This window comes from Cyanobium sp. NIES-981, assembly GCF_900088535.1.
GTDB lineage: Bacteria > Cyanobacteriota > Cyanobacteriia > PCC-6307 > Cyanobiaceae > NIES-981.
This window is the reverse complement of record NZ_LT578417.1, coordinates 2,650,990-2,671,205: the sequence shown is the minus strand read 5'-3', so window position 1 is coordinate 2,671,205 and position 20,216 is coordinate 2,650,990. Positions and strand designations below refer to the sequence as shown.

Genomic DNA, 20,216 nt, shown 5'->3' with positions numbered 1-20,216 from the left:
CATGTCCTCTTCGTCCTCCACAAAGCAGCGGCCGCTGACCGCCCTGGGTACCCCTGTGCCCCTGCGGCGGCTGCCCCGCTACGGATTCCATCCCCATACCGAACGGCTGAATGGCCGGCTGGCCATGCTGGGCTTTGTGGCGCTGGTGGCCGTGGAGTGGTGGCTCGGCCATGGGCTGCTGATCTGGTCATGACCGCAGGGGCGACCCTCCCCCTGCTCGGGCAGAACCTGTCTGCCCTGGAGACCTGGGCGATCCAGCACGGACAGCCGGCCTTTCGTGGCCGCCAGATTCACGACGGCCTCTACGCCAAGGGGGCCCGCAGCCTGGATCAGCTCACGGTGCTGCCGAAAGCCTGGCGCCAGCAACTCCAGGCTGATCCCCCGAAGGGAGCGTCCGACTGGCTGGGGCGTTCCCGCGAGCTTCAGCGCAGCGTGGCCCGGGATGGAACCACCAAACTGCTGCTGGCCACTGCCGATGGCCTCAGCCTCGAAGCGGTCGGAATCCCTGCCCCCGGACGGCTCACGGTGTGTGTGAGCAGTCAGGTGGGATGCCCCATGGCCTGCCGCTTCTGCGCCACCGGCAAGGGGGGGCTGCAGCGCTCGCTCGCGGTGCATGAGATCGTCGACCAGGTCCTGAGCGTCCGTGAGGTGATGGGGGAGCGCCCCAGCCACGTGGTGTTCATGGGCATGGGGGAGCCTCTGCTGAATGTCGATGCCGTCCTGGACGCCATCGGCTGCCTCTGTGAGGACCTCGGAATGGCTCAGCGGCAGATCACGGTGAGCACCGTGGGTGTGCCCCATACGCTCCCGACCCTGGCGGAGCGGGCCCTTCAGCGCCTCGGCCGCGCCCAGTTCACCCTGGCCGTGAGCCTGCATGCGCCCAACCAGAGCCTGCGTGAGAACCTCATCCCCACGGCGCGGGCCTACCCGATCGAAGCGCTCCTGGACGACTGCCGCCGCTACGTGGCGATCACGGGACGGCGCGTGAGCTTCGAGTACATCCTGCTTGGGGGACTGAATGACCAGACCCACCACGCCACCGCACTCGCCCGGTTGCTGCGGGGGTTTCAGAGTCACGTCAATCTCATTCCCTACAACCCCATCGAGGAGGAAGATTTCAAGCGCCCCTCCCCTGCGACCGTCGAGGCCTTTCGTCAGGCCTTGCGCGCGTCCCGCACGGCCGTCAGCGTGCGGGCCAGCCGTGGTCTTGATGCGGATGCGGCCTGCGGGCAGCTGCGCAGGCGTCACCAGGCGGTTGCGCAGGCCGGTGGCTGATCGAATCAGCCTCGAATCAGCCCTGGCAGCGCTCTGCACTCCCCAGCCAGACGGCTGAGCCAGGGGCCGGCCGGATGGGCTGCCGGGACACCGGCCAACCGGCTGGATCCCCTGAACGCCTGGGATCACCACACATTCTCGATCACATTCATGGCTTTGAGGTAAGCCGGTGTCTCCTCGCTGGATCCGGCCTCATCGAGGTTGCTGTCGTCGGGGATGGCACGCCGGGCATTGTCGGCGATCACGGCATTGGCCAGCAGCGTCAGGGATTCGGGGCGGTCCAGGGTCTGCAGGGCCTCGGAATAGCGCCGGCTGTGGGAGGGTCTGACCGACTCCTGGCAGTAGTTGGAAAGCTCCCGGCTCTCGGTCATCACCCGAAAGGCGATCGCTTTGGTGTCGCTCTTGCCGAAGATGGCCATGTAGAGCAGGTTCACCATGGAGGCGTCGTGCACCTGGATTCCATAGTTCAGAAGGATCTGGGGCCAGTAGCGCAGGGCCTTGAGCCCTTCCAGGCCTCCCTTCTTCACACCCGCCTGCTCACACCAGTGCTCGAATTCGTCCACGTCGTTGGGGCAGCGCCCCAGCCGTCGCATGCCCTCCGCGAGGATCTGTCCGGCCTGGAAGTTGCGGGTGGGCCTGCCGCAGACCGGGAGCATCATGCTGCCCCGCACATCGGCCACCATCGCCGTGAGCTGGGTGAAGGTGTGATCCCGCACTTTCTCCATGTCACCGCCGCGGCTGAGGGTGGCCTCGATCCGCTGCACGCCGTAACCCAGCTCGGTGAGCGGAAAGGGCTGGCGCCCGTAGAGCCGCTGCCGGTCGCGGCGGCGCATCGAGACCGAGGAGGCCTGGTCGAGGCACTGGTCCAGCAGCAGCGTCAGCAGGGTGGGCAGAATGCCCGTGTTTTCGGCGTGGAAGCCGTAGCCGAAGCCGGCGAAGATCGAGGAGATGTTCTTGGCGGCTTTGATGTACTGGGCTTCCACGTTGTGGACTCCCGGTGACACCTGAATGTTGGGAGAGAGGCGATCCAGCAGCCGGGCCCCCAGCAGGGCGGTGATGGCGTTCGGATGGCAGAAGTTGGCCGTGAAGCTGTCCACGGGATCCCGCAGCGCCCCGTGGCGGTGGAAGCCCGAGAAGAAGGCCAGGTTCGGCTGCCGCTCGCACAGCACGTAGGAATCGTTGCGCAGCGGGTCGTGGCTGAAGGACCCCGCCAGGCAGGCCAGCACCACCTGTTCCCGATCGAGTTCGCGGCGCAGTTCACAGGCCTCATGCAGATCCTGTTCGATGTGGTTGCTGTTGGCCGTCAGCATCACCAGATCGCAGGATTCGATCAGGTCCTGCAGGGTGTTCTGCTCCCAGCGGCCCTCCCGCTCGTGGCGCACCATCCGTTCCATGGTGGCCACGTGGGTCGGGTCCATGCCCGAGAGGTCCTTCGGGGAGAAGGCCCCGAACAGGGAGCGGCCGGGGCGCGGGGCCAGCATCAGCCGGTCACCGCCCCCGTGCATCGCGCTGTTGTAGGCCAGTGAAGCGGGGTACAGACCGATGCTGTAGAACCCCACGCGTCCCTGCTCCAGCGCAAGGATCCGCTCCCTGACGGTGTCCTGGTCGAGCGAGTCGGCGAAGAAGCTGTTCTGCATCGCTCAGGTGTGGTCGGCCGTGGTTCGGATCACGCCTTCATACTGCGCCCAACGGCAGCCCACCTGTTGCACACGATCGATTGGCTGATCCTGATCGGCTACCTGGTGGCCAGCCTGATGCTGGGCCTCTGGCTGGCCCGTCGCAACCGCGACGAGGCCGATTACTTCGTGGCCGGCCGGCGCCTCAGCGGTTGGCTGGCGGGCGCCTCCATGGCCGCCACAACGTTTTCAGTGGACACCCCTCTGTACGTGGCGGGCCTGGTGGGGGTCCGCGGTCTGGCCGGCAACTGGGAGTGGTGGAGTTTCGGTGTGGCCCATGTGGCCATGGCGGTGGTGTTCGCGCCGTTGTGGCGCCGCAGCGGTGTGCTCACCGATGCGGCCTTCACCGAGCTGCGCTACGGCGGTGCCACGGCGGCCTGGCTGCGGGGCATCAAGGCGTTCCTGTTCGCCCTGCCGATCAACTGCATCGGCATCGGCTACGCCTTCCTGGCCATGGCCAAGGTGAGCGAAGCCCTGGGCCTGGCCCCCACCCCCCAGGCCCGGTTCACCCTGCTGGCGATCGTGGGGGTCTTGGTGCTGGTGTACACGGCCGCCGGGGGGCTCTGGGCCGTGGTGGTCACGGACATGGTGCAGCTGGTGCTGGCCCTGGCGGGCGCCACGGCCGTGGCCGTGGCCGCCGTTCAGGCCGCGGGCGGGATGGATGCCCTGCTGGCCAGCCTGCGGGCGCTGGAGCGGCCCGAACTCCTCTCCCTGGTGCCGTGGCAGCTCCAGGACGGCCAGCTGCGCTGGATCGACAGTGCCGGGATCTCGATCTCCACCTTCAGCGCCTACATCGCCCTGCAGTGGTGGAGCTTCCGGCGCAGCGACGGTGGCGGCGAGTTCATCCAGCGGCTGCTCGCCACCCGCAATGAGCGTGAAGCCCGGGTGGCCAGCTGGGTGTTCCTCGGGGTGAACTACCTGCTGCGCAGCTGGCCCTGGATCCTGGTGGCCCTGGCCGCCGTGGTGCTGCTGCCCGACCAGACCGACTGGGAACAGAGCTATCCCCTGCTGGCGGTGCGGCTGCTGCCCCCGGTGGCCCTGGGCCTGGTGGTGGTGTCCCTCGTGGCGGCGTTCATGAGCACCGTGAGCACGGCGGTGAATTGGGGGGCGAGTTACCTCACCCACGACCTCTACCAGCGCTTCATGCGTCCGGCTGCGTCCCAGCGGGAGCTGCTGCTGGTGGGCCAGCTGGCCTCCGTTCTGCTGGTGGTGCTCGGGGTGCTCACCGCCCTGGTGAGCACCAGCATCGGCACCGTGTTCCGGCTGGTGATCGCCATCGGCACCGGGCCCGGCGTGGTGCTGGTGCTGCGCTGGTTCTGGTGGAGGGTCAACGCGGCTGCGGAGCTGGCGGCGATGGTGGGCGGCTTCGTCGTGGGCTTCGGCACCTCGGTGCTGCCCATGGTGCGCATCGACGACTACGGCGAGCGTCTGCTCTTCACCACGGGGATCACCGCCCTGCTCTGGGTGGTGGTGATGTATGCCACCCCACCCGAATCAGCCCCGGTGCTGGAGCGGTTCGTCCGCCAGGTGCGCCCTGCCGGACCGGGCTGGCGTCTGTGGCGTCAGCGCACCGGCGTGGAGCCCCAGGAGAGCCTGCTCGACCTGGTGGCCCAGCTGATGTTCAGCTGTGCGGTCCTGTTCGGCGCCCTGTTGGGGCTGGGCGGCTTCCTGCTGAAGCTGCCGCTCTGGGGATGGGGTGGGCTGGTCACGGCCGTGCTGGGGGCGGTGGCGCTGCGCCAGCTGCCTCAGTTGCAGGCCGGTTTGCGTCGCGCCCTGGGCCAGACCCTGCAGGGGTGATGATGGCGGTGGCGAACGGCCCCCCTCTCCACGACAGTGCAATTCTTTCGCTCCACCCTGCTGCCGGCGGCCATCGTGCTGCTGTTCGCCCTGGCCCTGCTGGCGGTGAGTGCCCGGATCTGGCTTCCGGGCGACATGGCCGCCCCTGCTCCGATGGCTTGAGCGGCGTCGTGAGTGTTCCGCCCCCCGACCCCCCGCCTGAGCAGCCCGGGCCTCCTGGTCCCTATCCCGAAAGCCCCCAGGAGCTGTACCTCGATCCGGAGGTTCTGGCCCAGGAGCTGGCCCAGGAACTGCTGGGGGACCCTCTCGATGAGATCGATGGAGCCGATGCCTCCAGTGTCGATGTGGCAGCGGAGTGCGATCTCGGCCTCAGCCTGCTCCAGGGTCCGCACGAGCAGCGGATGCAGGGGTTGCGCATCTTCTGCGAACACCGGGACCCCCGCGCGGTGCCCCTGCTGCTGCCCCTGCTGTCCGCCAGCTGTCCGATCCTCCGCATGAGTGCGGTGTACGCCCTCGGCCGCAACCCCAGTCCCCAGGCCGTGGCCCCCCTCCTCAGCCTGCTGGGCGGCGACGACAACGGCTACGTCCGCAAGGCGGTCGCCTGGAGTCTGGGGAACTACCCCGATGCTCCGGTGCTCAATCCCCTGATCCGGGCCCTCCAGGTGGACATCGCCGCGGTGCGTCTCTGGGCGGCGAGCTCCCTGGCGGATGCCGGCGGCACGGGGCCCGCCAAGGCAGACCCCGCCGCAGCCCAGTTGCTGCTCAGCCTCCGCATCGACAGTGAGCCCGCCGTGCGCAGCAACAGCGCCTGGGGGCTCGGGCGCCTCTACCCCGATCTCGTCGAACCCCGCCAGCGGGACGTGGTGGAATCCCTGCTCCACGCCATGCTGCACGACGCCGAATCCGGGGTGCGCGATGAGGCCCGCCTGGCCCTCGAGCAGCTGGAGCAGCCGGAGGTGCTGGAGCGGCTGCAGACCCTGGTGGATGAGGGCCTGCTGGCCTGAACCACGCTGCAACACAGCACCCGCCGATCACGGCTAGCATCCGCCCATTCCGCCAGGGTCTGGGATGGCACAGGAATCCATCCGTTTCCGCATCCGGCCCGATGGTCGGGTCGAGGAGCTGGTGGAGGGAATCCAGGGCCTTGCCTGCGAGCAGCTCACCGAGCGGATCGAGGCTCGCCTTGGCTCCGTTCTGCAGCGGAGCAGCACCGCGGAGTCCTTCCAGCCCGCCATCCGGCGTCAGTCCCAATCCCAGACCACCCAGCTCTCTTGAGGTCATGTCCCACTTCAGCACCGTCAAGACCGAACTGCGCGATCGCGAGGCCCTGCTGGCCGCCCTCCAGGATCTTGGCCACGATCCCCGGGAAGGCGAGCTTCCGGTGCGCGGTTACCGGGGGCAGACCGAACTGGCTCACATGGCCATCGCCCAGCCCAACGGCGCCGACATCGGCTTTCGCCTCAACCCCGCCACCGGCTCCTACGAACTCGTCACCGACCTCGACCTCTGGTCCCAGCGGGTGCCGATCGAGCGCTTTCTGGCCCAGCTGACCCAGCGCTACGCCCTGCGCACCATCCTCGCCGCCACCGACGACGAAGGTTTCCAGGTGAGTGAGCAGATCGACCAGGTCGATGGCAGCATCGAGCTGGTGGTGACCCGCTGGAGCTGAGTGTGACCGGGATGGCGCCGGAGCCCGGCTCCCTGGCCATGCAGGCGGTGGATCCGGCCCTCGCCTTCCGTGACGCCGCTTCCCTCGCCGCCCCCTCCCCCACCGGACTGGAGCCTGTGCTGGCCGGTGCCCTGCGCGAGCAGGCTGTCTGGGTGGATGAAGCGGTGTGCATCGGCTGCCGCTACTGCGCCCACGTGGCGGCCAATACATTCCTGGTGGAGGAGCGCTGGGGGCGATCCCGGGCCATCCGCCAGGACGGAGACAGCACGGCGCTCATTCAGGAGGCGATCGACACCTGCCCGGTGGACTGCATCCACTGGGTGGCTTACGAAGAGCTGCCTGCCCTGGCCGATCAGCTGGCCCAGCAGGACCTCCAGCCCCTGGGGTTTCCCAGCCCCGCCAGGGTCAAGCGCACCCTGCCCCGTCGTTCCGCCCCCACGCCTTCGCAGTGACAGGGGCCGGACGCCCGTTCCCGCTGCTTCCCCATGGCCATGATTCCCACCCGTCGCTTCGGGCGCACCGAGCTGGCCATGCCGGTGCTCTCCCTCGGCGGGATGCGGTTCCAGCAGAGCTGGACCGACCTGCCCCCCGACCAGATCACGGCCGAGAGTCAGGCCAACCTCCGCGCCACGCTGGAGGAGGCCAGGGCAGCCGGGCTTCACCATCTGGAAACGGCCCGCCACTACGGCAGCTCGGAGCGGCAGCTGGGCTGGCTGCTCCATGACCTTGCCGATCCAAACCGGATACTGCAGACCAAGGTGCCTCCCCAGGCGGATGCCCGGGCGTTCGAGGCTGAACTCAGCCTCAGCTTCCAGCGGCTGGGTGTGGAGCGTGTGGACCTGCTGGCCATTCACGGCATCAATCGGCCCGAACACCTCGAGGCCACCCTCCGGCCTGGAGGTTGTCTGGCCGTGGTGCGGCAGTGGCAGCGCCAGGGGCGGATCGGCCATGTGGGCTTCTCCACCCATGCCAGCCTCAGCCTGATCGAGGAGGCCATCGCCTCCGATGCCTTCGATTACGTCAATCTGCACTGGTATTTCATTCGCCAGGACAACCGGCCCGCCATCGATCGGGCGATGGCCCATGACATGGGTGTGTTCGTGATCAGTCCCACGGACAAGGGCGGGCATCTGCACACGCCGTCAGCCCGCCTGATCGAGTTGTGCGCGCCGTTGCACCCGATCGTGTTCAACGACCTGTTCTGCCTGGCGGCCGAGGGCATCCACACCATCTCCGTCGGCGCCGCCCGTCCGGCTGACCTGGAGCTTCACCTCGAAGCCGTGGGGCTGCTGGATCAGGCGCCCGCCCTGCTGCCGCCCGTGCTGGAGCGCCTGGAGACAGCCCGGGAGGAAGCCCTGGGGAGGCAATGGCTTTCCAGCTGGCGTGAGGGGCTGCCCGATTGGCAGGACACCCCAGGTGAGCTCAATCTGCCTGTCCTGCTCTGGCTCCACAACCTGCTGGAGGCCTGGGATCTGGAAGGCTTCGCGCGGGCGCGCTACGGCCTGCTTGGCAACGGTGGTCACTGGTTCCCCGGCGCCAACGCCGACGTTCTCGATGCGGTGGTGAGCGAGGGGAGCCTGGATCGCGCCCTGCGGCACAGTCCCTGGCGCAGGGAGATTCCCGCTCTCCTCAGGCGTCTGCGGGAGAGGGTGGGCGGCCACGCCGTGCAACGGCTCAGTTCAGCGTCCTGACCTGGTGCCAAGGGGTTGCCTGGCGGGAACGCCCACCGCCCGGGGATAGACCCCGGGGCAGGGCCCCGCCGGGCTGAGAACCACGGCATGACGGCAGCCCCGTCCTCCCGGAAGATGCCGCTGGTCCACTGCGACCACCCGAGCCAGGAGGGGCTTGCAGGCCCGTTCCAGATCCTGCCGGTCGGCGGCAGTCCACTGGCCGCGGTAGAGCAGGGCCATTCCCTCGGGCTTCAGCAGCGGAATGAGGTACTCGGCAACGACCGGGGCACTGGCGACGGCCCGCGCCAGCGCCCAGTCGAACCGGCCACGGCCATCCGGCCTGCGGCCGGTGCGTTCCGCCCGCTCGCAGTGCAGGGTCACCCTGTCCCCCAGCCCCAGAGCCTCCGCCATCGCCCCCACGGCCTCCAGTTTGCGTCCCACCGAGTCCACCAGGGTGAGGTGGGCCTGGGGGAGTGCCACGGCCACCGCCAGGCCCGGGAAGCCGCAGCCGGTTCCCACATCGATCAGCTGAAGCGGCTCGCTGCTGGATCCGCGGTTGGTCAGCAGCGGCACGAGCGGCCAGAGGCTGTCGAACACCTGGGCGATCCAGTAGTCGTCACCGTCCACCAGCCGGGTGAGGTTGAGCCGGCTGTTCCAGTGCCGCAGTTGCTCCTGCAGCCGCTCCAGCTGCTCTTCCTGGACGGAGCTGGGTTGCCAGCCCAGGGCCGCCCAGAGCTGACCGCGGCTGACTCCGTCGGCAGCCCGGGATCCGGTGGCGGACGCCATCGTTCGATGTCGGGAGAGGCATCCTTAGGATCTCGCAGCCCGGTCCCTGTGCCGTTGCCACCCTTCGGCGCCAGCCCCAGCCACTACACGCTGCTGCAGTTGCCCTCCTCGGCCAGCCCGGAGGAGTTGCGGCAGGCGTTCCGCAGCCTCAGCAAGCTCTACCACCCGGACACCACCTCCCTTCCCGTGGAGGAGGCCGCCGAGGCCTTCCAGCGGCTCAAGCAGGCCTACGCCGTGCTGAGCAACCCGGAAAGCCGCCGCCGCTACGACGCTGAGCTGCTTCGGGCCATGGCCCCGGTCCGCCTCCAGACGGCTCTGCCTGCCGATCCCTTGCCGGCGCCCCAGACCGTGACGCCCGGACGCCCGATGTCGGGGCGCCGTTCCCTCTCCGGAGGGGAGTGGCTGGCCCTGCTGCTGCTGGCCCTCGCCCTTGTGCTCAGCCTGGTGCTGGGGGTGGGCCTGGCCCTGGCCAGGGGGATGGAGCTGGCTCGCCTGCCCAGCTGGTGGCCCCCGGGCTGAACTCTGCCAGCCTGCGGCTCCCTCTCCCACCAGTCCTGCTGCTTCGCATGTCCGCTCTCCCCCCCGAGACCACCCCCCTCTACAACCACCCCCTGCCGGCCCTGGAGGCCTGGCTGCTCCATCTCGGAGCCAGCCGCCGGCCGTCCGACCCCTGCCTCTGGGATCTGCACCGCCCCTGCTGGAGCGCGAGCATCGAGCTGGAGGTGGAGGACCTCAAGGTGAGCTGGCAGGCGGATGGGCAGGAATGTGTTCGCCAGTTCCCCTACGGACTCTCCCGCGCCGATGTGGAGGCGGCGATCCTGGCGGGACCGTGACCCCAGGGATCAGCGGCACACCCCGCTGCGCTGCTCGTCCGCCGGGGCCTGCGGGCCACAGTTCAACCACTCCACCAGCCTGAGTTCCACGTCGGTGAAGATCGAGAGGATCGCGCCGCACACCAGCACGAGGATCACACTCACCAGGGAGTTGCGGCTGATCATGGATCTGCGGGCCGATCGGCGTCGCTGCATCGCCATCCTCCCGGTTGCCGGGCTGTGATCAGCGTCTGCAATCTATGGGCGATCCGCTGGCGTTGCCATTCCGCCTGGAGGGCGCTGGCAAGGAGGTTCGGCAGGGGAGGCAGATGGCCGATCAGGGGCACGCCGCCCAGCTCGGTCAGGGTGCGTGGATTGTCGGGATGGGCCGGACCGTTCAGAATCAGGCCCAGCACGGTGATCTCGCGCCGGCTCAGTGCCTCCAGGGACAGCAGGGTGTGGTTGAGGGTGCCCAGGCCGCTGCGGGCCACCAGCACCACCGGCAGTTGCCATTGCTGCAGTTGCTCGATCTGCAGCCAGTCCCGCCGCAGGGGCACCAGCAGGCCGCCGGCGGTTTCCACCACCAGGGGCCCAGGCACGGATGGCAGCGCCAGACGCCCGGGATCGATCCGCACTCCCTCGAGTTCCGCCGCCCAGTGGGGGGAAGCGGGTTCCCGCAGCCGGTAGGCCTCGGGACAGAGGCGACCGGCGGGCAGGTCCAGCAGGGCCTGCACCCGGCCCGCATCGCCACCGCCATCCAGCCCGCTCTGCACCGGCTTCCAGTAGTGCGCCCCGAGCCCCTGCACCAGCCAGGCGCTCACCACGGTCTTGCCCACATCGGTGTCGGTGCCGCAGACCACCAACTTCACGGGCGGCGTGGGGGTCACGGGAGCTTCTGGCCGATCAGCAGCAGCACGTTCCACGTCACCAACCCAGAGCTGGGCCAATGCTGCAGCAGCCGCCGCAGTTCCTGGGGGGCCAACGGGGGTTGACGGCTGGTGCCTGCCCCCAGCTCCTTGAGCTGCTGCAGGAAGGCGAGGCCATCGGCGTACGTCAGGCTGAAGTGAAGCCGCCGCAGCAGGTGAATCTCGAGTTGCCCAGCAGCCATGGCCGTCAGGCCGTGGCTGCTGGGCAACGGCCAGCGGGTGCAGCGAACCCCGGCGGCCCGGGCGGCCCCGGTCCACTGGGGGAAGCTTCCCGCGGTGGGAACAGCCAGAAGCAGCCATCCCCCCGGTGCGAGCTGCCGGCACCAGGTCTCCAGTCGCTCCGCTGGCCGGTCCAGCCACTGCAGAACGAAGCTGGAGATCAGCAGGGCGGAATTCCCCAGCTCGGCGGGGAGCCCCTGGTTGAGGTCCCAGAGCAAGGCACCGTGCCGGGCTGCCAGTGGATTGTGGGCCAGCAGCGCAGGGCAGGCGTCCACCTGCAGCAGCCTGCCCTGAAAGCCCTGCTGCAGCAGGGCCTGGCCTACCAGTCCACTGCCCGCCCCCAGATCAGCCATCGGACCGCTGGGCAGCGGCAGCTCCAGGCTGTGATGGGCCAGCCGCCAGGCCAGGCTCCGCTGCAGCCGCGCATGGTGGTTGTAGCGGCTGGCCCGCAGGGCAAAACCCTCCACAACCCGGAGTTGGGCCGGAGCCTGGTGGGCCGGGTTCAGAGTGATCCGATCCATCCGAGCACCCGCTCCCCCAGATCCGGCACCAGCAGCGCGTGTCCCGCGTCCGGGAGGAGGAGGTGCTCCGCGCCGGGCAAGACCACGCGCAGCTTCTGCCGTGCTTCCGGTGCCACGATCCGGTCGGCCCCTGCCTCCACAATCAGGCAGCGGGCCCCGACGGGAAATCCGGCCGGCAGGCCGCGGCAGTGGGCCAGAAGCTGCAGATCCTGGAGCAGCCGCTGCAGGCCCGGCTGGCGCAGGGGCTCGTCCAGGACCGTCTCCGGCAGCGCGCTCCAGGGCTGGGGATCGGCGGCCCGTTCCAGAAAGGACTGCAGCATCGGGGTGGGGTCCACGCCCCGCAGGCACCGTTCCATGCCCTCCAGGGCCCTGCGCACGGGGCGGCCGGCTGCCCCTTCGGGCACGAACCGGCCGAAGCTGGCGAGCAGCACCACGGTGTCAGCCTGCTCCAGCACGGCAGCGGGCAGGAGATGCGGGCCCAGGGAGTGGGCGATCACTACCCGCGGTGAGCCGCCCCGCCAGCCGGGCACCATGGGGGGGATCGATCCATAGCCCCGCTCGCCGCTCTGCCAGCTCCAGCCGAGGCGTCGCGCCGCTTCTGCCATGGGGGCCCAGGCGCGTCCGATGCCGCACCAACCATGCATGGCGATCACCTGCATGGTGCCGGTCCCAGGGCCTGCAACAACCGGCGCAAGCTGCCATCAGGCAGATCCTGGCGAACCACGACCCGCAGGCGTGCCGTGCCATCAGGCACGGTCGGCGGCCGGATCGCCACCACCAGCAGGCCTGCCGCTTCCAGTTGGTGCTGCAGGTCCATCGCTGCGATGTCCCCGCCCACGACCAGAGACAGGATGGGTCCTTTCCCAGGAGGTCGGGGCCATCCTGCCGCCTCGAGGGCATCCCGCCAGCGCTGGGAGCGGGCCAGCAGCCGCTCACCCGGAGCAGCACCGGGTGCCGCCACGCCTCGAAGAAGCGCCAGCGCAGCCAGAGCCGCCGCCGTGAGGGCCGGTGCCAGGGCTGTGGTGTAGCGGAAAGCTCCGCTGCTCTGGAGAAGCCAATCCATGGCAAGAGGATCTCCTGTGAGGAAGGCACCACCGCTGCCGAAGGCCTTGCCGAACGTGCCGCTGATCAGGGCGATTCCGGCATGGCCGTACCCCAGCCCCCGCCCTCCCGGACCGAGAACCCCCAGGGCATGGGCCTCGTCCAGCACCAGAGCCGCACTGTGGGCTGAACAGACAGCGACCAGGGCCGCCACGTCCGGGCTGGTTCCCTCCATGGAGAAAAGACTCTCGCTCAGCACCAGCAGCCTGCGCTGGGGACAGGCCCGCCGTGCGGCGGACAGTCGGGTCGACAGATCCTCCAGGTCATTGTGCCGGTACCGCTGGAGTCGGGCCTGGCTGGTCCGCACTCCGCTGAGCAGGGAGTGGTGCACGAGCCTGTCCGCCAGCACCAGCGTTCGACGATCCGCCAGAGCAGTGATGGCGGCCAGGTTGGCCTGGAATCCGCTGGGGAAGAGCAGCACCTTCTCGCGCCCCAGCCAGGCAGCCAGCTCCCGTTCCAGTTGGAGATGCAGGGGGCGCGTACCGCTCACCAGCCTGGATCCCCCAGCCCCAGCCCCCAGTTCGGCAATGGCGCGCTGGCTGGCTTCCACGACCTCAGGATGATGAGCCAGGCCCAGGTAGTCGTTACTGGCCAGATCCAGCAGCATGCACCGGTCCGCATCGATGAAACGGGGCTGGCCGGCCAGCGGGGACAGGGGCCTCAGCTGGCGCTGCCGATGTGTGGGGATGGCCGTCAGGGCGCACCGCAGCTGTTGCTGCCAGCTTGATGGCCCAGCGGACGACCCATCGCCTCCCTCCTTCCTACCCCCGCTGCGTTCCACACCTCGATCGGGACCTGCGATGGATTGAGATTAGACCTGCGGTTCCACCGCCCAGGAGCCCGCCGGAGCGTGTCATCCGTCCGAATCCCGGGGGGTGCTGTGGAGGGGCCGCTCGCGGAGACCAGCTCACGGAGGAACGCTCACGGAGGAAAGCTCACGGAGGAAAGCTCACGGAGGAACGCTCACGGAGGAAAGCTCACGGAGGAAAGCGTCCTGTAATTCCCTACTGAAGAGAACAGCACCACCCTGGCAGGCTTGAGCGTGCCGCAGCCCTGGCCGCGATCACCACGGTGCTGGGCCGAAGCTGGTCTCAGGACTGCTCCATGGAGAGAGCGGCCAGAGTTTTTCCCATCCCGTCCTCAAGGGGTGTGGACGGACTCCAGCCCAGTTCTTTGGCGGCTCGAGAGATGTCCAGGCAAAATTTGGTCACATCGCCTGGTTTTCCTTCGGAGAGACGAAGCTTTGCTCTTCTGCCGCATTTCTCTTCTGCGATCCTGATCACATTTGTCAGTGAAATCGACGTTGCAGAGCCAATATTGAACACATGCTCATGTCCATGGTAGCTCAGGATTTTTGCGATACATGCGCAAACATCTTCCATGAAGATAAAGTCTTTTTGGATCGAGTCTGGATCGCCCCAGATTTCAACAGTGTCGTCAGCCAAGATCGACCTGAGTAGTCTTGGGATGAAACCGTGACGCCTGTGAGCAGGAACGAGAGATCCATAGGGATTTGAAATCCTCATAAGAACGTAGTTTGTTGAAGATTCCCTCAGCGTGAAGGCTACGATCTGCTCGGCGATGCACTTCTCAAGTCCGTAGATTGAAATTGGCTTGAGCGCACTTTCTTCGGCTGAAAGCTTTGCTATACCGTCATCATATTTATTCCCATAAACGGCTCCCCCTGAGGAAGAATAGAGGTAAAGATGAACCGAAGACTTTTCAGCCAATCTGAGTCGGGTTTCAAGGGCTTGAAAGTACTCGTAGTCGAGCCCAGAATCCTTGTCATCATTGTTGGTCAGTGGTTTGCGCGAGTGAGCAAAATCGACAACGACATCAGCCCATTGCATCCACTGTTCAAGTGATGAGGGGGTATTGGCATCAAGGCAAACATGCTGATAGGAACCGTTCGGGTTGAGGAGCAGGCCTGATGACCTCCGGCTGATTCCTGTGCACTGCCAGAGAGGGTAGAAGCTGATGAAATGGTGGATAAGGTTGGAGCCCAGGAATCCCGTGTCGCCCAAGATAAGAATGTTTCCTGATTGCATGTACTATCTGAATGGGAGTAATTATGGTGATAAGATGAGTGGTTTCACGATTCACTCGTCAGTTCCTGAAATCCCCAAAGGGCAGCCGAACCATTGATCAGCAACCTTAATGGGCGGTGATAGAGGTTGTCCAAAAGATTCTTGAATCCATTGACTGCCCATCTGTTGTTTGCAATCATCATGGGGAGGACTTGATCTTCCCACTCCATCATTGACTCTTTGCTTAACAATTGAGCTTGTCGGGCGGAGCGTGCCGCAGCGCGGATCCGATCTGGATAGTGACTGATTGAGTCGTAGGTTGGATCGAGAACATGCTCAAACGTGCCGAACCCCAGACGGCGGGCCAGGCTAAGCAGACCTCCAGCCCCAAAAATAACCACGGGATGACCCAGGCAAAGGGGCTTGATCAGCTTCTCTGTCATGAGCAGCTGTTGAGACGAATCCCAATGTGTCTCTGTGACACATGAAAAGATTGTGTGCTCATAGACAGAGGAGTCAATTCTATCGAAGAGCATGTTTCCCTTCTCGGTAAAGCCATCCACTTTAAGAGGAGCCAACTTCTCGAGCTTATTAAGCGTTTCCAAGAGATCAGCTCTGCCAATCGCTTCCAGTTCTCGACGGACCGTCTCCCTATCGCATCCGCCGAGTTTGGAACCGCCGAATCCTGAGAAAGAGAGAAAAGGTAGGTTGGGAACACGATAAGAAAGAAATTCTTCCCACTCAAATACCCTTTGATGAAGTAACTCCAAAATCGAGATGATTCTCCTCAGCCGAGGTGTTGCGTTGAGGCAGAGAGCGTAGGGTTGTCGCTGATTGCTGTGAAAGGAGCGCTTGATCCACTTGCCATTCAGACGGTTGGAGGTGATCTGTTGATGCAGCTTGGTGTAAACGGCAAGAAGAAAGTAATGGTATTGACAGTGTCGGATTCTCCCAGTTTTCTGTGGATGAACCAATGTGTTTGCCCCCAGCCAGGAAATGTTTTGGAGATCTTCAATGCCCAGCTGCTTCATCAATGCGCTGGCAACCTCAAGTTCGCGTTCGCCTGCTCCTTCATTCGAATGGTCTAGTATAAGTTTGAGTCCATCGTGGTTGACAGCATCGATAGCACCACTGTCCTTAAGTTCGGATGCAAACTCATCGGTAAAGATTCTTGGAAAATCTCGGACTGCAACAATCAAGGTAGCGTTGTGCGTCTTGATTCTATTGACATGTTGCACCCTAGCCACATCAAGAGCAGTCCTGCCGTCCAACGTGGAATAGAGATGATCCGCTTCTAAACAGTGGGCTTCATGATGCCCAAGCACGAAGCAGGATTGTTGGTTCATTCTGAAGAAGACCCTGTCAGTTGGTTGAATTGTTGCTTCTGGAAACTGAACTGTTCTGTGTAGACTCTTGTGTTTTGATTCAGTTGGGTTTCATTCAATGAGTATGGACGGACAGGATTTCACCCTCGAGCTCGATTGATACTGGCATAGTGATCTTATCAGGCTGTCACTGGTGGAATGCTCCAGAGATCCTGCTTGGAATCCTGGCTTGAAATCCATGGGCGTGAAGGCGGGTCGTGAGCGTACCGGTTCATAGGCGCCAGTGCGGACTTTGTGCCCAGGCTGAACGCAGGATAACGATGAAGGCTTCATGCCAAGTTAATTTAAAAATAACCTCAATCTCGAAGACCATGGTAAGACAGCCCTAGGCAATCAGATGATCAGCCTCATGGGCCTGAAGCTTGCTGTAGCTGTTATCCTGTGAGCTCTTGATAACACGGAACTTCTGAGTAGACCCTAGAAACGTTCAGATTTGGATGTACGGCTGGAGGTACGGTCTGTTCTGTGTTGGGAGTATGGATCGTTCTGGCGGCTGCGATCATCTTGGTGATCGCAACTTATGATGACAATACAGACCTGGAGAGGGTGAAGGTGTTTCGTTCGTTAAGCATCAGATTTTCCACCCCACAGGGGTGGCCATTCCTATGGGGCCTTGGCTGTTCCGCCCAGATCTCTTGCTGATGGCTTTCCATCGCAGCCGCCTGCCTGGGCCGTTTGGACTTTCGCTCTGGGTTTCAAGCCACAGCTATCACGCTGTATGTTTCAGCTTCGCTGATCTTGTAACCTGTGAGAGGGCCTACTTTGAAGCCTTGGTATGAATGAATGGGAATCAATCATGCTAGATTCCCACCATAGGAACGATAAGACATGTCTCTGAGCGATCTCCATAGCCTTGAGCATGCAGGCTTGTACCGGCAAGCACTCTTCTTGACATTGCGTGAGCTCTGCTGGGGATCGCACCATCCTTCAGTGCTGGCAGCAATCTTTTTGCGTCTCCACAAGCAAGCTGATCATTCGCCCCGAGCACAGAGAGATCAGAAAGTCATCGACCTTCCCCATGACTTTGAAAAGAATGAAGCTGCTTTTCTGTCCTTTTCATCATTGCCTGCATTGGCCAAAGCACTCCCTTCGGGAATTGCTTGGTCTATCCATGAAGATGCAACGACGCTCAGGCTTGCGAACCGGAAGGAATCAGATTCGTTGTTATGCTTTGTTGCCTTTCACAAGTTCTTTTGGAACAGTGAAATTCTTTCTGCTGATGGCCTGAATCTAGCCGTCGCTCAAGAGTTGCCACCACTCTATGAGCATTCACTGTTCAATGTTAACCCTGGTTCGCAAAGGGATTCCAAAGGATCAAGTGCTTGTAACAATGTTCTGACCACCGTTGTTTCCGGTGAGCATGACCAAGTGCACTATGCAGGATTGCTGAAGAAAATCCTTGAGAACCACAAGATCTTTCAAGGTGGATTTACGGCGCTACCACGAATAAGGCAGTTTTTGCAATCATACCTTCGCTCCCTTGAGTATGATTACATACCGATCATTCAGTCTATACCTACTGATCTTGCTGCGACTTTTGGAACAAAGCCAGAACTATCCTATGCCTATGATATTGATGCCTATGCCCTTCCTAAGCAGAAGAGCCCTGCAAGAAATAGTTCACGCTTGGCACTTGTTGTTCATATCTTTTATACGGATGTACTGCCAAGGTTGCTGGAGATGCTGTCAGGACAACCCAGCCTAATCGATCTTCTGATTACAACAGATACCACCGAGAAGCGCGATGAGATTCTTGAATTTGTCAAGGAATCACAGATAGATCCCATGGGTGTTCATGTCTTTGTCTTTCCCAATCTAGGACGAGACATCATCCCATTCTTCTCTCTTCCTTACGCGCTCATTTCGAACTATGATTTGATCGGCAAGATTCATATTAAGAAGAGTCATCACCTCAACAAGGACTTTTCATCTGATTGGGCCTCTTATCTGGTCGGTGCAATGCTGAATGGAAGTCATCACATCGAAAAGATTGCAGCTATCTTTGATTCCAATCCAGGCTTGGGAATGCTTGCGCCGGCAGCCATGCAGGGGACGTGCAATACAGGATGGTCTCTTAATATTCTTGACACTGCCTATCTAGCATTTTCACTCTCCCCAGATCTGCTCAATCACTATTATGGCACCCGTGATCTTGCCTATCCATCCGGGACCATGTTTTGGTTCCGTCCGGACGCACTTCAGCCGATCTTCAGATCAGAACTCACAAAACTTCCCATTCCATTAGAGCCTGTCCCGACGGATGGAACTATTCTGCATGCACTAGAACGTGTACTCCCATACTGTGCCTATTCTCAGGGGTATGCGACGGGGTTCTTTGTTAATAGGCAATATAGGTACCTGTCCCAAAGTGCACAAGATCTCTTTGACTTCTGCCAAGGAACGGGGGAACGACGTGCACTTCTCTTCACACATGATCTTTCCAATAGTGGCGCTCCGAGAGTTGTCCTTTCCTTGGCCAAAGCATTGCTTGATGAGAGCTATAAAATCTTTATAGTGAGTCTTGGCAATGGAGACTTGTTGTCCGAATTCAGGCAGTTCCAGCGTTTTATTATTCTTCCATCGGAATGTAGGTCCAGAGAGTTTTACAGTGATCTCTTTGCGCAATCCAGCGGGATTGATCTCGTCATTGCCAACACAGTGGTCTGCTCGGATGTAGTCGTTGAGGCAAAAGCAAAAGCCATACCAGTTGTCAGCTTAATACATGAGTCTGCATCGTATCGTGTTTGGCCGGAATCCTTCTTTCGAAATTCTCTTGAGGCCGATGTCTGTGTATTTCCCGGATCGGAAGTAAGAGACCAAGCTCTTGACTTCTGTGGACTTACCGTCAATAATACCCCCTCCATACTAATCCTACCCCAGCCAATTCACGATGCCAAGTTCCCACGTCTGAACGCATTTCAAGCCCGTACAGCTGTTCGTACATTATTAGGAATTCATCCTGATGCGTTTGTCGTGCTTGGGTGTGGCCAGATTGAGGAAAGGAAAGGCTTTGATCGCTTTCTCCATGCCTATGAGAGGTGCCAAGCTCTTGCCAAGGAGAACCCAATCTATTTTGTCTGGATTGGACCGAAGCCTGCCAGTCCAGGCCAGAGAAAATATTCGGAAGGTCTGTTGAGTAACCTCGACAGAAAGACCCATCCTTATCTCATACTTCCTGGAAAAGTAGAGAATACAGAGGTCTATCATCATGCATCTGACTTATTCTTTCTCTCCTCTCGCCACGATCCCTATCCTTATTCGGTTCTGGAGGCGATGGCCGTTGGTACACCCATTCTCGCCTACAAGGATGCGACGTCAATTCATCGTGCTTTTGGTGATGGTTTAGGTGGACGCCTTGTTGACCCTGAAGATGACAACTCGGCAGCCTCAGCAATCCTATCGATAAGTCAGAATCCTGGATGGAGAAGTCGAGCTATAGAGTCTAATCGTATGGCAATTTCTGAAGGTAGTACTCCGTCTGCGTATCTCTCAACGATTCTTTGTGCCCTTGCTTCTTACCGAGATGTTCCTGTGGATGCCTCTCCACTCTTCTCCATTCTTGTGCCTGCATTTGAGACACCATGTACAATGCTCCAACAGCTTCTAAGTTCTATTGATAACCAGCGTTATCCGCATTGGGAGCTTGTGGTTAAAGCGTGCTGTCTACCGCGCGACTCCATCAACCTGCTTTCACGCTTTGCCGAAGCAAATCCTGGAAAGGTGAAGATTCTGGTATCTGATGTTCCAGCAGGAATTTCTGACAATACAAATGATGCCTTGCGTGCATCAAGTGGTGAGTTTGTTTGCCTGGTTGACCATGATGACTTGCTCTATCCGATGGCCCTCCAGGACTTGTATAACATCCTGAAAGCAATAGATGCCGACGTCGTGTTTACCGATGAAGACAAGGTCGATGCCCATGGCCTACGTCGTCACTCGCCCATTAGGAAACACAACTTAGACATCAAGGTGCTGTACAAGCATAACTACATTACTCACCTCCTTTGTCTCCGAAGAAACCTCCTAACTGAACTGGGCGGGTGCAGAGCTCAATATGACGGAGCCCAGGACTACGATCTTGTCTTGAGATGTGTTGGCGCAGGTCTTAGCATAGCCTATCTTGCAAAGAATACCTATAGCTGGAGAATTGCTGCGCACTCCACCTCCAGCGGTGAGTCGCTCGCAAAACCCTATGCTCACTACGCTGGGAAGCGTGCCCTCGCTGAACATCTCGCAACGATTGGATGGCGACACCTCAAGGTCAAAAGTGGTTCAACGCCATTTACCTATAAAGTTGTTGGCTTATCAGCTCAGCATACTGATTCTAGAAAGAACTCTTCTTAGTCGGCTTT

At 62.2% G+C, this 20,216-nt stretch carries 21 protein-coding genes; 12 read left to right on the top strand and 9 right to left on the bottom strand.

Annotation, left to right across the window (positions count from 1 at the left end; genetic code table 11):
• Position 1 precedes the first annotated feature (1 nt).
• Both CBM981_RS13390 and rlmN read left to right on the top strand, forming a co-directional pair.
• Positions 2–193 (top strand): high light inducible protein, encoded by a 192-nt coding sequence (locus CBM981_RS13390; protein ID WP_087068803.1) that lies wholly within the window; start codon positions 2–4, stop codon positions 191–193.
• Positions 190–1,275, top strand: coding sequence for a 23S rRNA (adenine(2503)-C(2))-methyltransferase RlmN (gene rlmN / locus CBM981_RS13385; protein WP_087068802.1), 1,086 nt, complete (start codon positions 190–192; stop codon positions 1,273–1,275). The genes CBM981_RS13390 and rlmN overlap by 4 nt, the downstream gene beginning before the upstream one ends.
• 125 nt (positions 1,276–1,400) lie before the next feature.
• Here rlmN and CBM981_RS13380 read toward each other — a convergent pair whose 3' ends face one another.
• A complete protein-coding gene (locus tag CBM981_RS13380; protein WP_087068801.1) occupies positions 1,401–2,912 on the bottom strand; it encodes a hypothetical protein in 1,512 nt (503 codons plus the stop codon).
• Positions 2,913–2,978: 66 nt separating this feature from the next.
• On the opposite strand from CBM981_RS13380, the gene CBM981_RS13375 reads away from it, so the two are divergent.
• The 7 genes from CBM981_RS13375 to CBM981_RS13350 all read left to right on the top strand — a co-directional run bounded on the left by CBM981_RS13375 (position 2,979) and on the right by CBM981_RS13350 (position 8,108).
• Positions 2,979–4,748: a sodium:solute symporter family protein gene (locus CBM981_RS13375; protein ID WP_087068800.1), complete on the top strand. Its 1,770-nt coding sequence runs from the start codon at positions 2,979–2,981 to the stop codon at positions 4,746–4,748.
• A gap of 36 nt (positions 4,749–4,784) precedes the next feature.
• The gene (locus CBM981_RS16060) at positions 4,785–4,910 is read left to right on the top strand and encodes a hypothetical protein (protein WP_006909996.1); all 126 of its coding nucleotides are present in this window, start codon (positions 4,785–4,787) and stop codon (positions 4,908–4,910) included.
• Between the two features lie 8 nt (positions 4,911–4,918).
• A complete protein-coding gene (locus tag CBM981_RS13370; RefSeq protein WP_369801630.1) occupies positions 4,919–5,752 on the top strand; it encodes a HEAT repeat domain-containing protein in 834 nt (277 codons plus the stop codon).
• A gap of 64 nt (positions 5,753–5,816) precedes the next feature.
• Positions 5,817–6,023 carry a DUF2997 domain-containing protein gene (locus CBM981_RS13365; RefSeq protein ID WP_087068799.1) on the top strand — a complete coding sequence of 69 codons (207 nt, stop codon included), beginning with the start codon at positions 5,817–5,819 and terminating at the stop codon, positions 6,021–6,023.
• Between the two features lie 4 nt (positions 6,024–6,027).
• On the top strand, positions 6,028–6,417 hold the full coding sequence (locus CBM981_RS13360; RefSeq protein WP_087068798.1) for a DUF1257 domain-containing protein: 390 nt from the start codon (positions 6,028–6,030) through the stop codon (positions 6,415–6,417).
• Between the two features lie 11 nt (positions 6,418–6,428).
• Positions 6,429–6,869: a ferredoxin gene (locus tag CBM981_RS13355; RefSeq protein ID WP_225867404.1), complete on the top strand. Its 441-nt coding sequence runs from the start codon at positions 6,429–6,431 to the stop codon at positions 6,867–6,869.
• Positions 6,870–6,908: 39 nt separating this feature from the next.
• Entirely contained in the window at positions 6,909–8,108 is a 1,200-nt protein-coding gene (locus CBM981_RS13350; protein WP_087069445.1) for an aldo/keto reductase, read from the top strand.
• On the opposite strand, the gene rsmG is transcribed toward CBM981_RS13350, so the two are convergent.
• On the bottom strand, positions 8,097–8,873 hold the full coding sequence (rsmG, locus tag CBM981_RS13345) for a 16S rRNA (guanine(527)-N(7))-methyltransferase RsmG (RefSeq protein ID WP_087068797.1): 777 nt from the start codon (positions 8,871–8,873) through the stop codon (positions 8,097–8,099). The genes CBM981_RS13350 and rsmG overlap by 12 nt on opposite strands.
• A 48-nt stretch (positions 8,874–8,921) precedes the next feature.
• Here rsmG and CBM981_RS13340 point away from each other — a divergent pair, with 48 nt between their 5' ends.
• Both CBM981_RS13340 and CBM981_RS13335 read left to right on the top strand, forming a co-directional pair.
• The gene (locus CBM981_RS13340; protein WP_087068796.1) at positions 8,922–9,392 is read left to right on the top strand and encodes a J domain-containing protein; all 471 of its coding nucleotides are present in this window, start codon (positions 8,922–8,924) and stop codon (positions 9,390–9,392) included.
• A gap of 47 nt (positions 9,393–9,439) precedes the next feature.
• Entirely contained in the window at positions 9,440–9,706 is a 267-nt protein-coding gene (locus CBM981_RS13335) for a DUF3143 domain-containing protein (protein ID WP_087069444.1), read from the top strand.
• A gap of 9 nt (positions 9,707–9,715) precedes the next feature.
• Here CBM981_RS13335 and CBM981_RS15650 read toward each other — a convergent pair whose 3' ends face one another.
• From CBM981_RS15650 to CBM981_RS15475, 7 genes are all read right to left on the bottom strand, one after another.
• Entirely contained in the window at positions 9,716–9,871 is a 156-nt protein-coding gene (locus CBM981_RS15650) for a hypothetical protein (RefSeq protein ID WP_172820901.1), read from the bottom strand.
• A complete protein-coding gene (bioD, locus tag CBM981_RS13330; protein ID WP_087068795.1) occupies positions 9,868–10,572 on the bottom strand; it encodes a dethiobiotin synthase in 705 nt (234 codons plus the stop codon). The genes CBM981_RS15650 and bioD overlap by 4 nt, the downstream gene beginning before the upstream one ends.
• Complete coding sequence (locus tag CBM981_RS13325) at positions 10,569–11,351, bottom strand: methyltransferase domain-containing protein (protein ID WP_087068794.1); 783 nt, start codon at positions 11,349–11,351, stop codon at positions 10,569–10,571. The genes bioD and CBM981_RS13325 overlap by 4 nt, the downstream gene beginning before the upstream one ends.
• Positions 11,333–12,010: an alpha/beta hydrolase gene (locus tag CBM981_RS13320; RefSeq protein ID WP_225867403.1), complete on the bottom strand. Its 678-nt coding sequence runs from the start codon at positions 12,008–12,010 to the stop codon at positions 11,333–11,335. Before CBM981_RS13320 ends, CBM981_RS13325 begins: the two co-directional genes overlap by 19 nt.
• Complete coding sequence (locus CBM981_RS13315; RefSeq protein ID WP_369801702.1) at positions 12,001–13,161, bottom strand: aminotransferase class I/II-fold pyridoxal phosphate-dependent enzyme; 1,161 nt, start codon at positions 13,159–13,161, stop codon at positions 12,001–12,003. Before CBM981_RS13315 ends, CBM981_RS13320 begins: the two co-directional genes overlap by 10 nt.
• Before the next feature lie 382 nt (positions 13,162–13,543).
• On the bottom strand, positions 13,544–14,476 hold the full coding sequence (locus tag CBM981_RS13310) for an NAD-dependent epimerase/dehydratase family protein (RefSeq protein WP_157665475.1): 933 nt from the start codon (positions 14,474–14,476) through the stop codon (positions 13,544–13,546).
• Positions 14,477–14,544: 68 nt separating this feature from the next.
• Entirely contained in the window at positions 14,545–15,825 is a 1,281-nt protein-coding gene (locus CBM981_RS15475; protein WP_157665474.1) for a hypothetical protein, read from the bottom strand.
• A gap of 867 nt (positions 15,826–16,692) precedes the next feature.
• Between CBM981_RS15475 and CBM981_RS15470 the strand changes: the two genes are divergently transcribed.
• On the top strand, positions 16,693–20,208 hold the full coding sequence (locus CBM981_RS15470) for a rhamnan synthesis F family protein (RefSeq protein ID WP_157665473.1): 3,516 nt from the start codon (positions 16,693–16,695) through the stop codon (positions 20,206–20,208).
• The last annotated feature ends 8 nt before the right edge of the window (positions 20,209–20,216 follow it).

Excerpts from the sequence above, each read along its gene's own strand:
- CBM981_RS13350 (WP_087069445.1), top strand. The coding sequence starts at position 6,909 with ATGATTCCCACCCGTCGCTTCGGGCGCACCGAGCTGGCCATGCCGGTG.
- CBM981_RS13365 (WP_087068799.1), top strand. The coding sequence starts at position 5,817 with ATGGCACAGGAATCCATCCGTTTCCGCATCCGGCCCGATGGTCGGGTC.
- CBM981_RS15470 (WP_157665473.1), top strand. The coding sequence starts at position 16,693 with ATGTCTCTGAGCGATCTCCATAGCCTTGAGCATGCAGGCTTGTACCGG.
- CBM981_RS13320 (WP_225867403.1), bottom strand. The coding sequence starts at position 12,010 with ATGCAGGTGATCGCCATGCATGGTTGGTGCGGCATCGGACGCGCCTGG.
- CBM981_RS13380 (WP_087068801.1), bottom strand. The coding sequence starts at position 2,912 with ATGCAGAACAGCTTCTTCGCCGACTCGCTCGACCAGGACACCGTCAGG.
- CBM981_RS15650 (WP_172820901.1), bottom strand. The coding sequence starts at position 9,871 with ATGATCAGCCGCAACTCCCTGGTGAGTGTGATCCTCGTGCTGGTGTGC.
- CBM981_RS13360 (WP_087068798.1), top strand. The coding sequence starts at position 6,028 with ATGTCCCACTTCAGCACCGTCAAGACCGAACTGCGCGATCGCGAGGCC.
- rsmG (WP_087068797.1), bottom strand. The coding sequence starts at position 8,873 with ATGGCGTCCGCCACCGGATCCCGGGCTGCCGACGGAGTCAGCCGCGGT.
- rlmN (WP_087068802.1), top strand. The coding sequence starts at position 190 with ATGACCGCAGGGGCGACCCTCCCCCTGCTCGGGCAGAACCTGTCTGCC.
- CBM981_RS13335 (WP_087069444.1), top strand. The coding sequence starts at position 9,440 with ATGTCCGCTCTCCCCCCCGAGACCACCCCCCTCTACAACCACCCCCTG.
- CBM981_RS13390 (WP_087068803.1), top strand. The coding sequence starts at position 2 with ATGTCCTCTTCGTCCTCCACAAAGCAGCGGCCGCTGACCGCCCTGGGT.
- CBM981_RS13325 (WP_087068794.1), bottom strand. The coding sequence starts at position 11,351 with ATGGATCGGATCACTCTGAACCCGGCCCACCAGGCTCCGGCCCAACTC.
- CBM981_RS15475 (WP_157665474.1), bottom strand. The coding sequence starts at position 15,825 with ATGAACCAACAATCCTGCTTCGTGCTTGGGCATCATGAAGCCCACTGT.
- CBM981_RS13355 (WP_225867404.1), top strand. The coding sequence starts at position 6,429 with ATGGCGCCGGAGCCCGGCTCCCTGGCCATGCAGGCGGTGGATCCGGCC.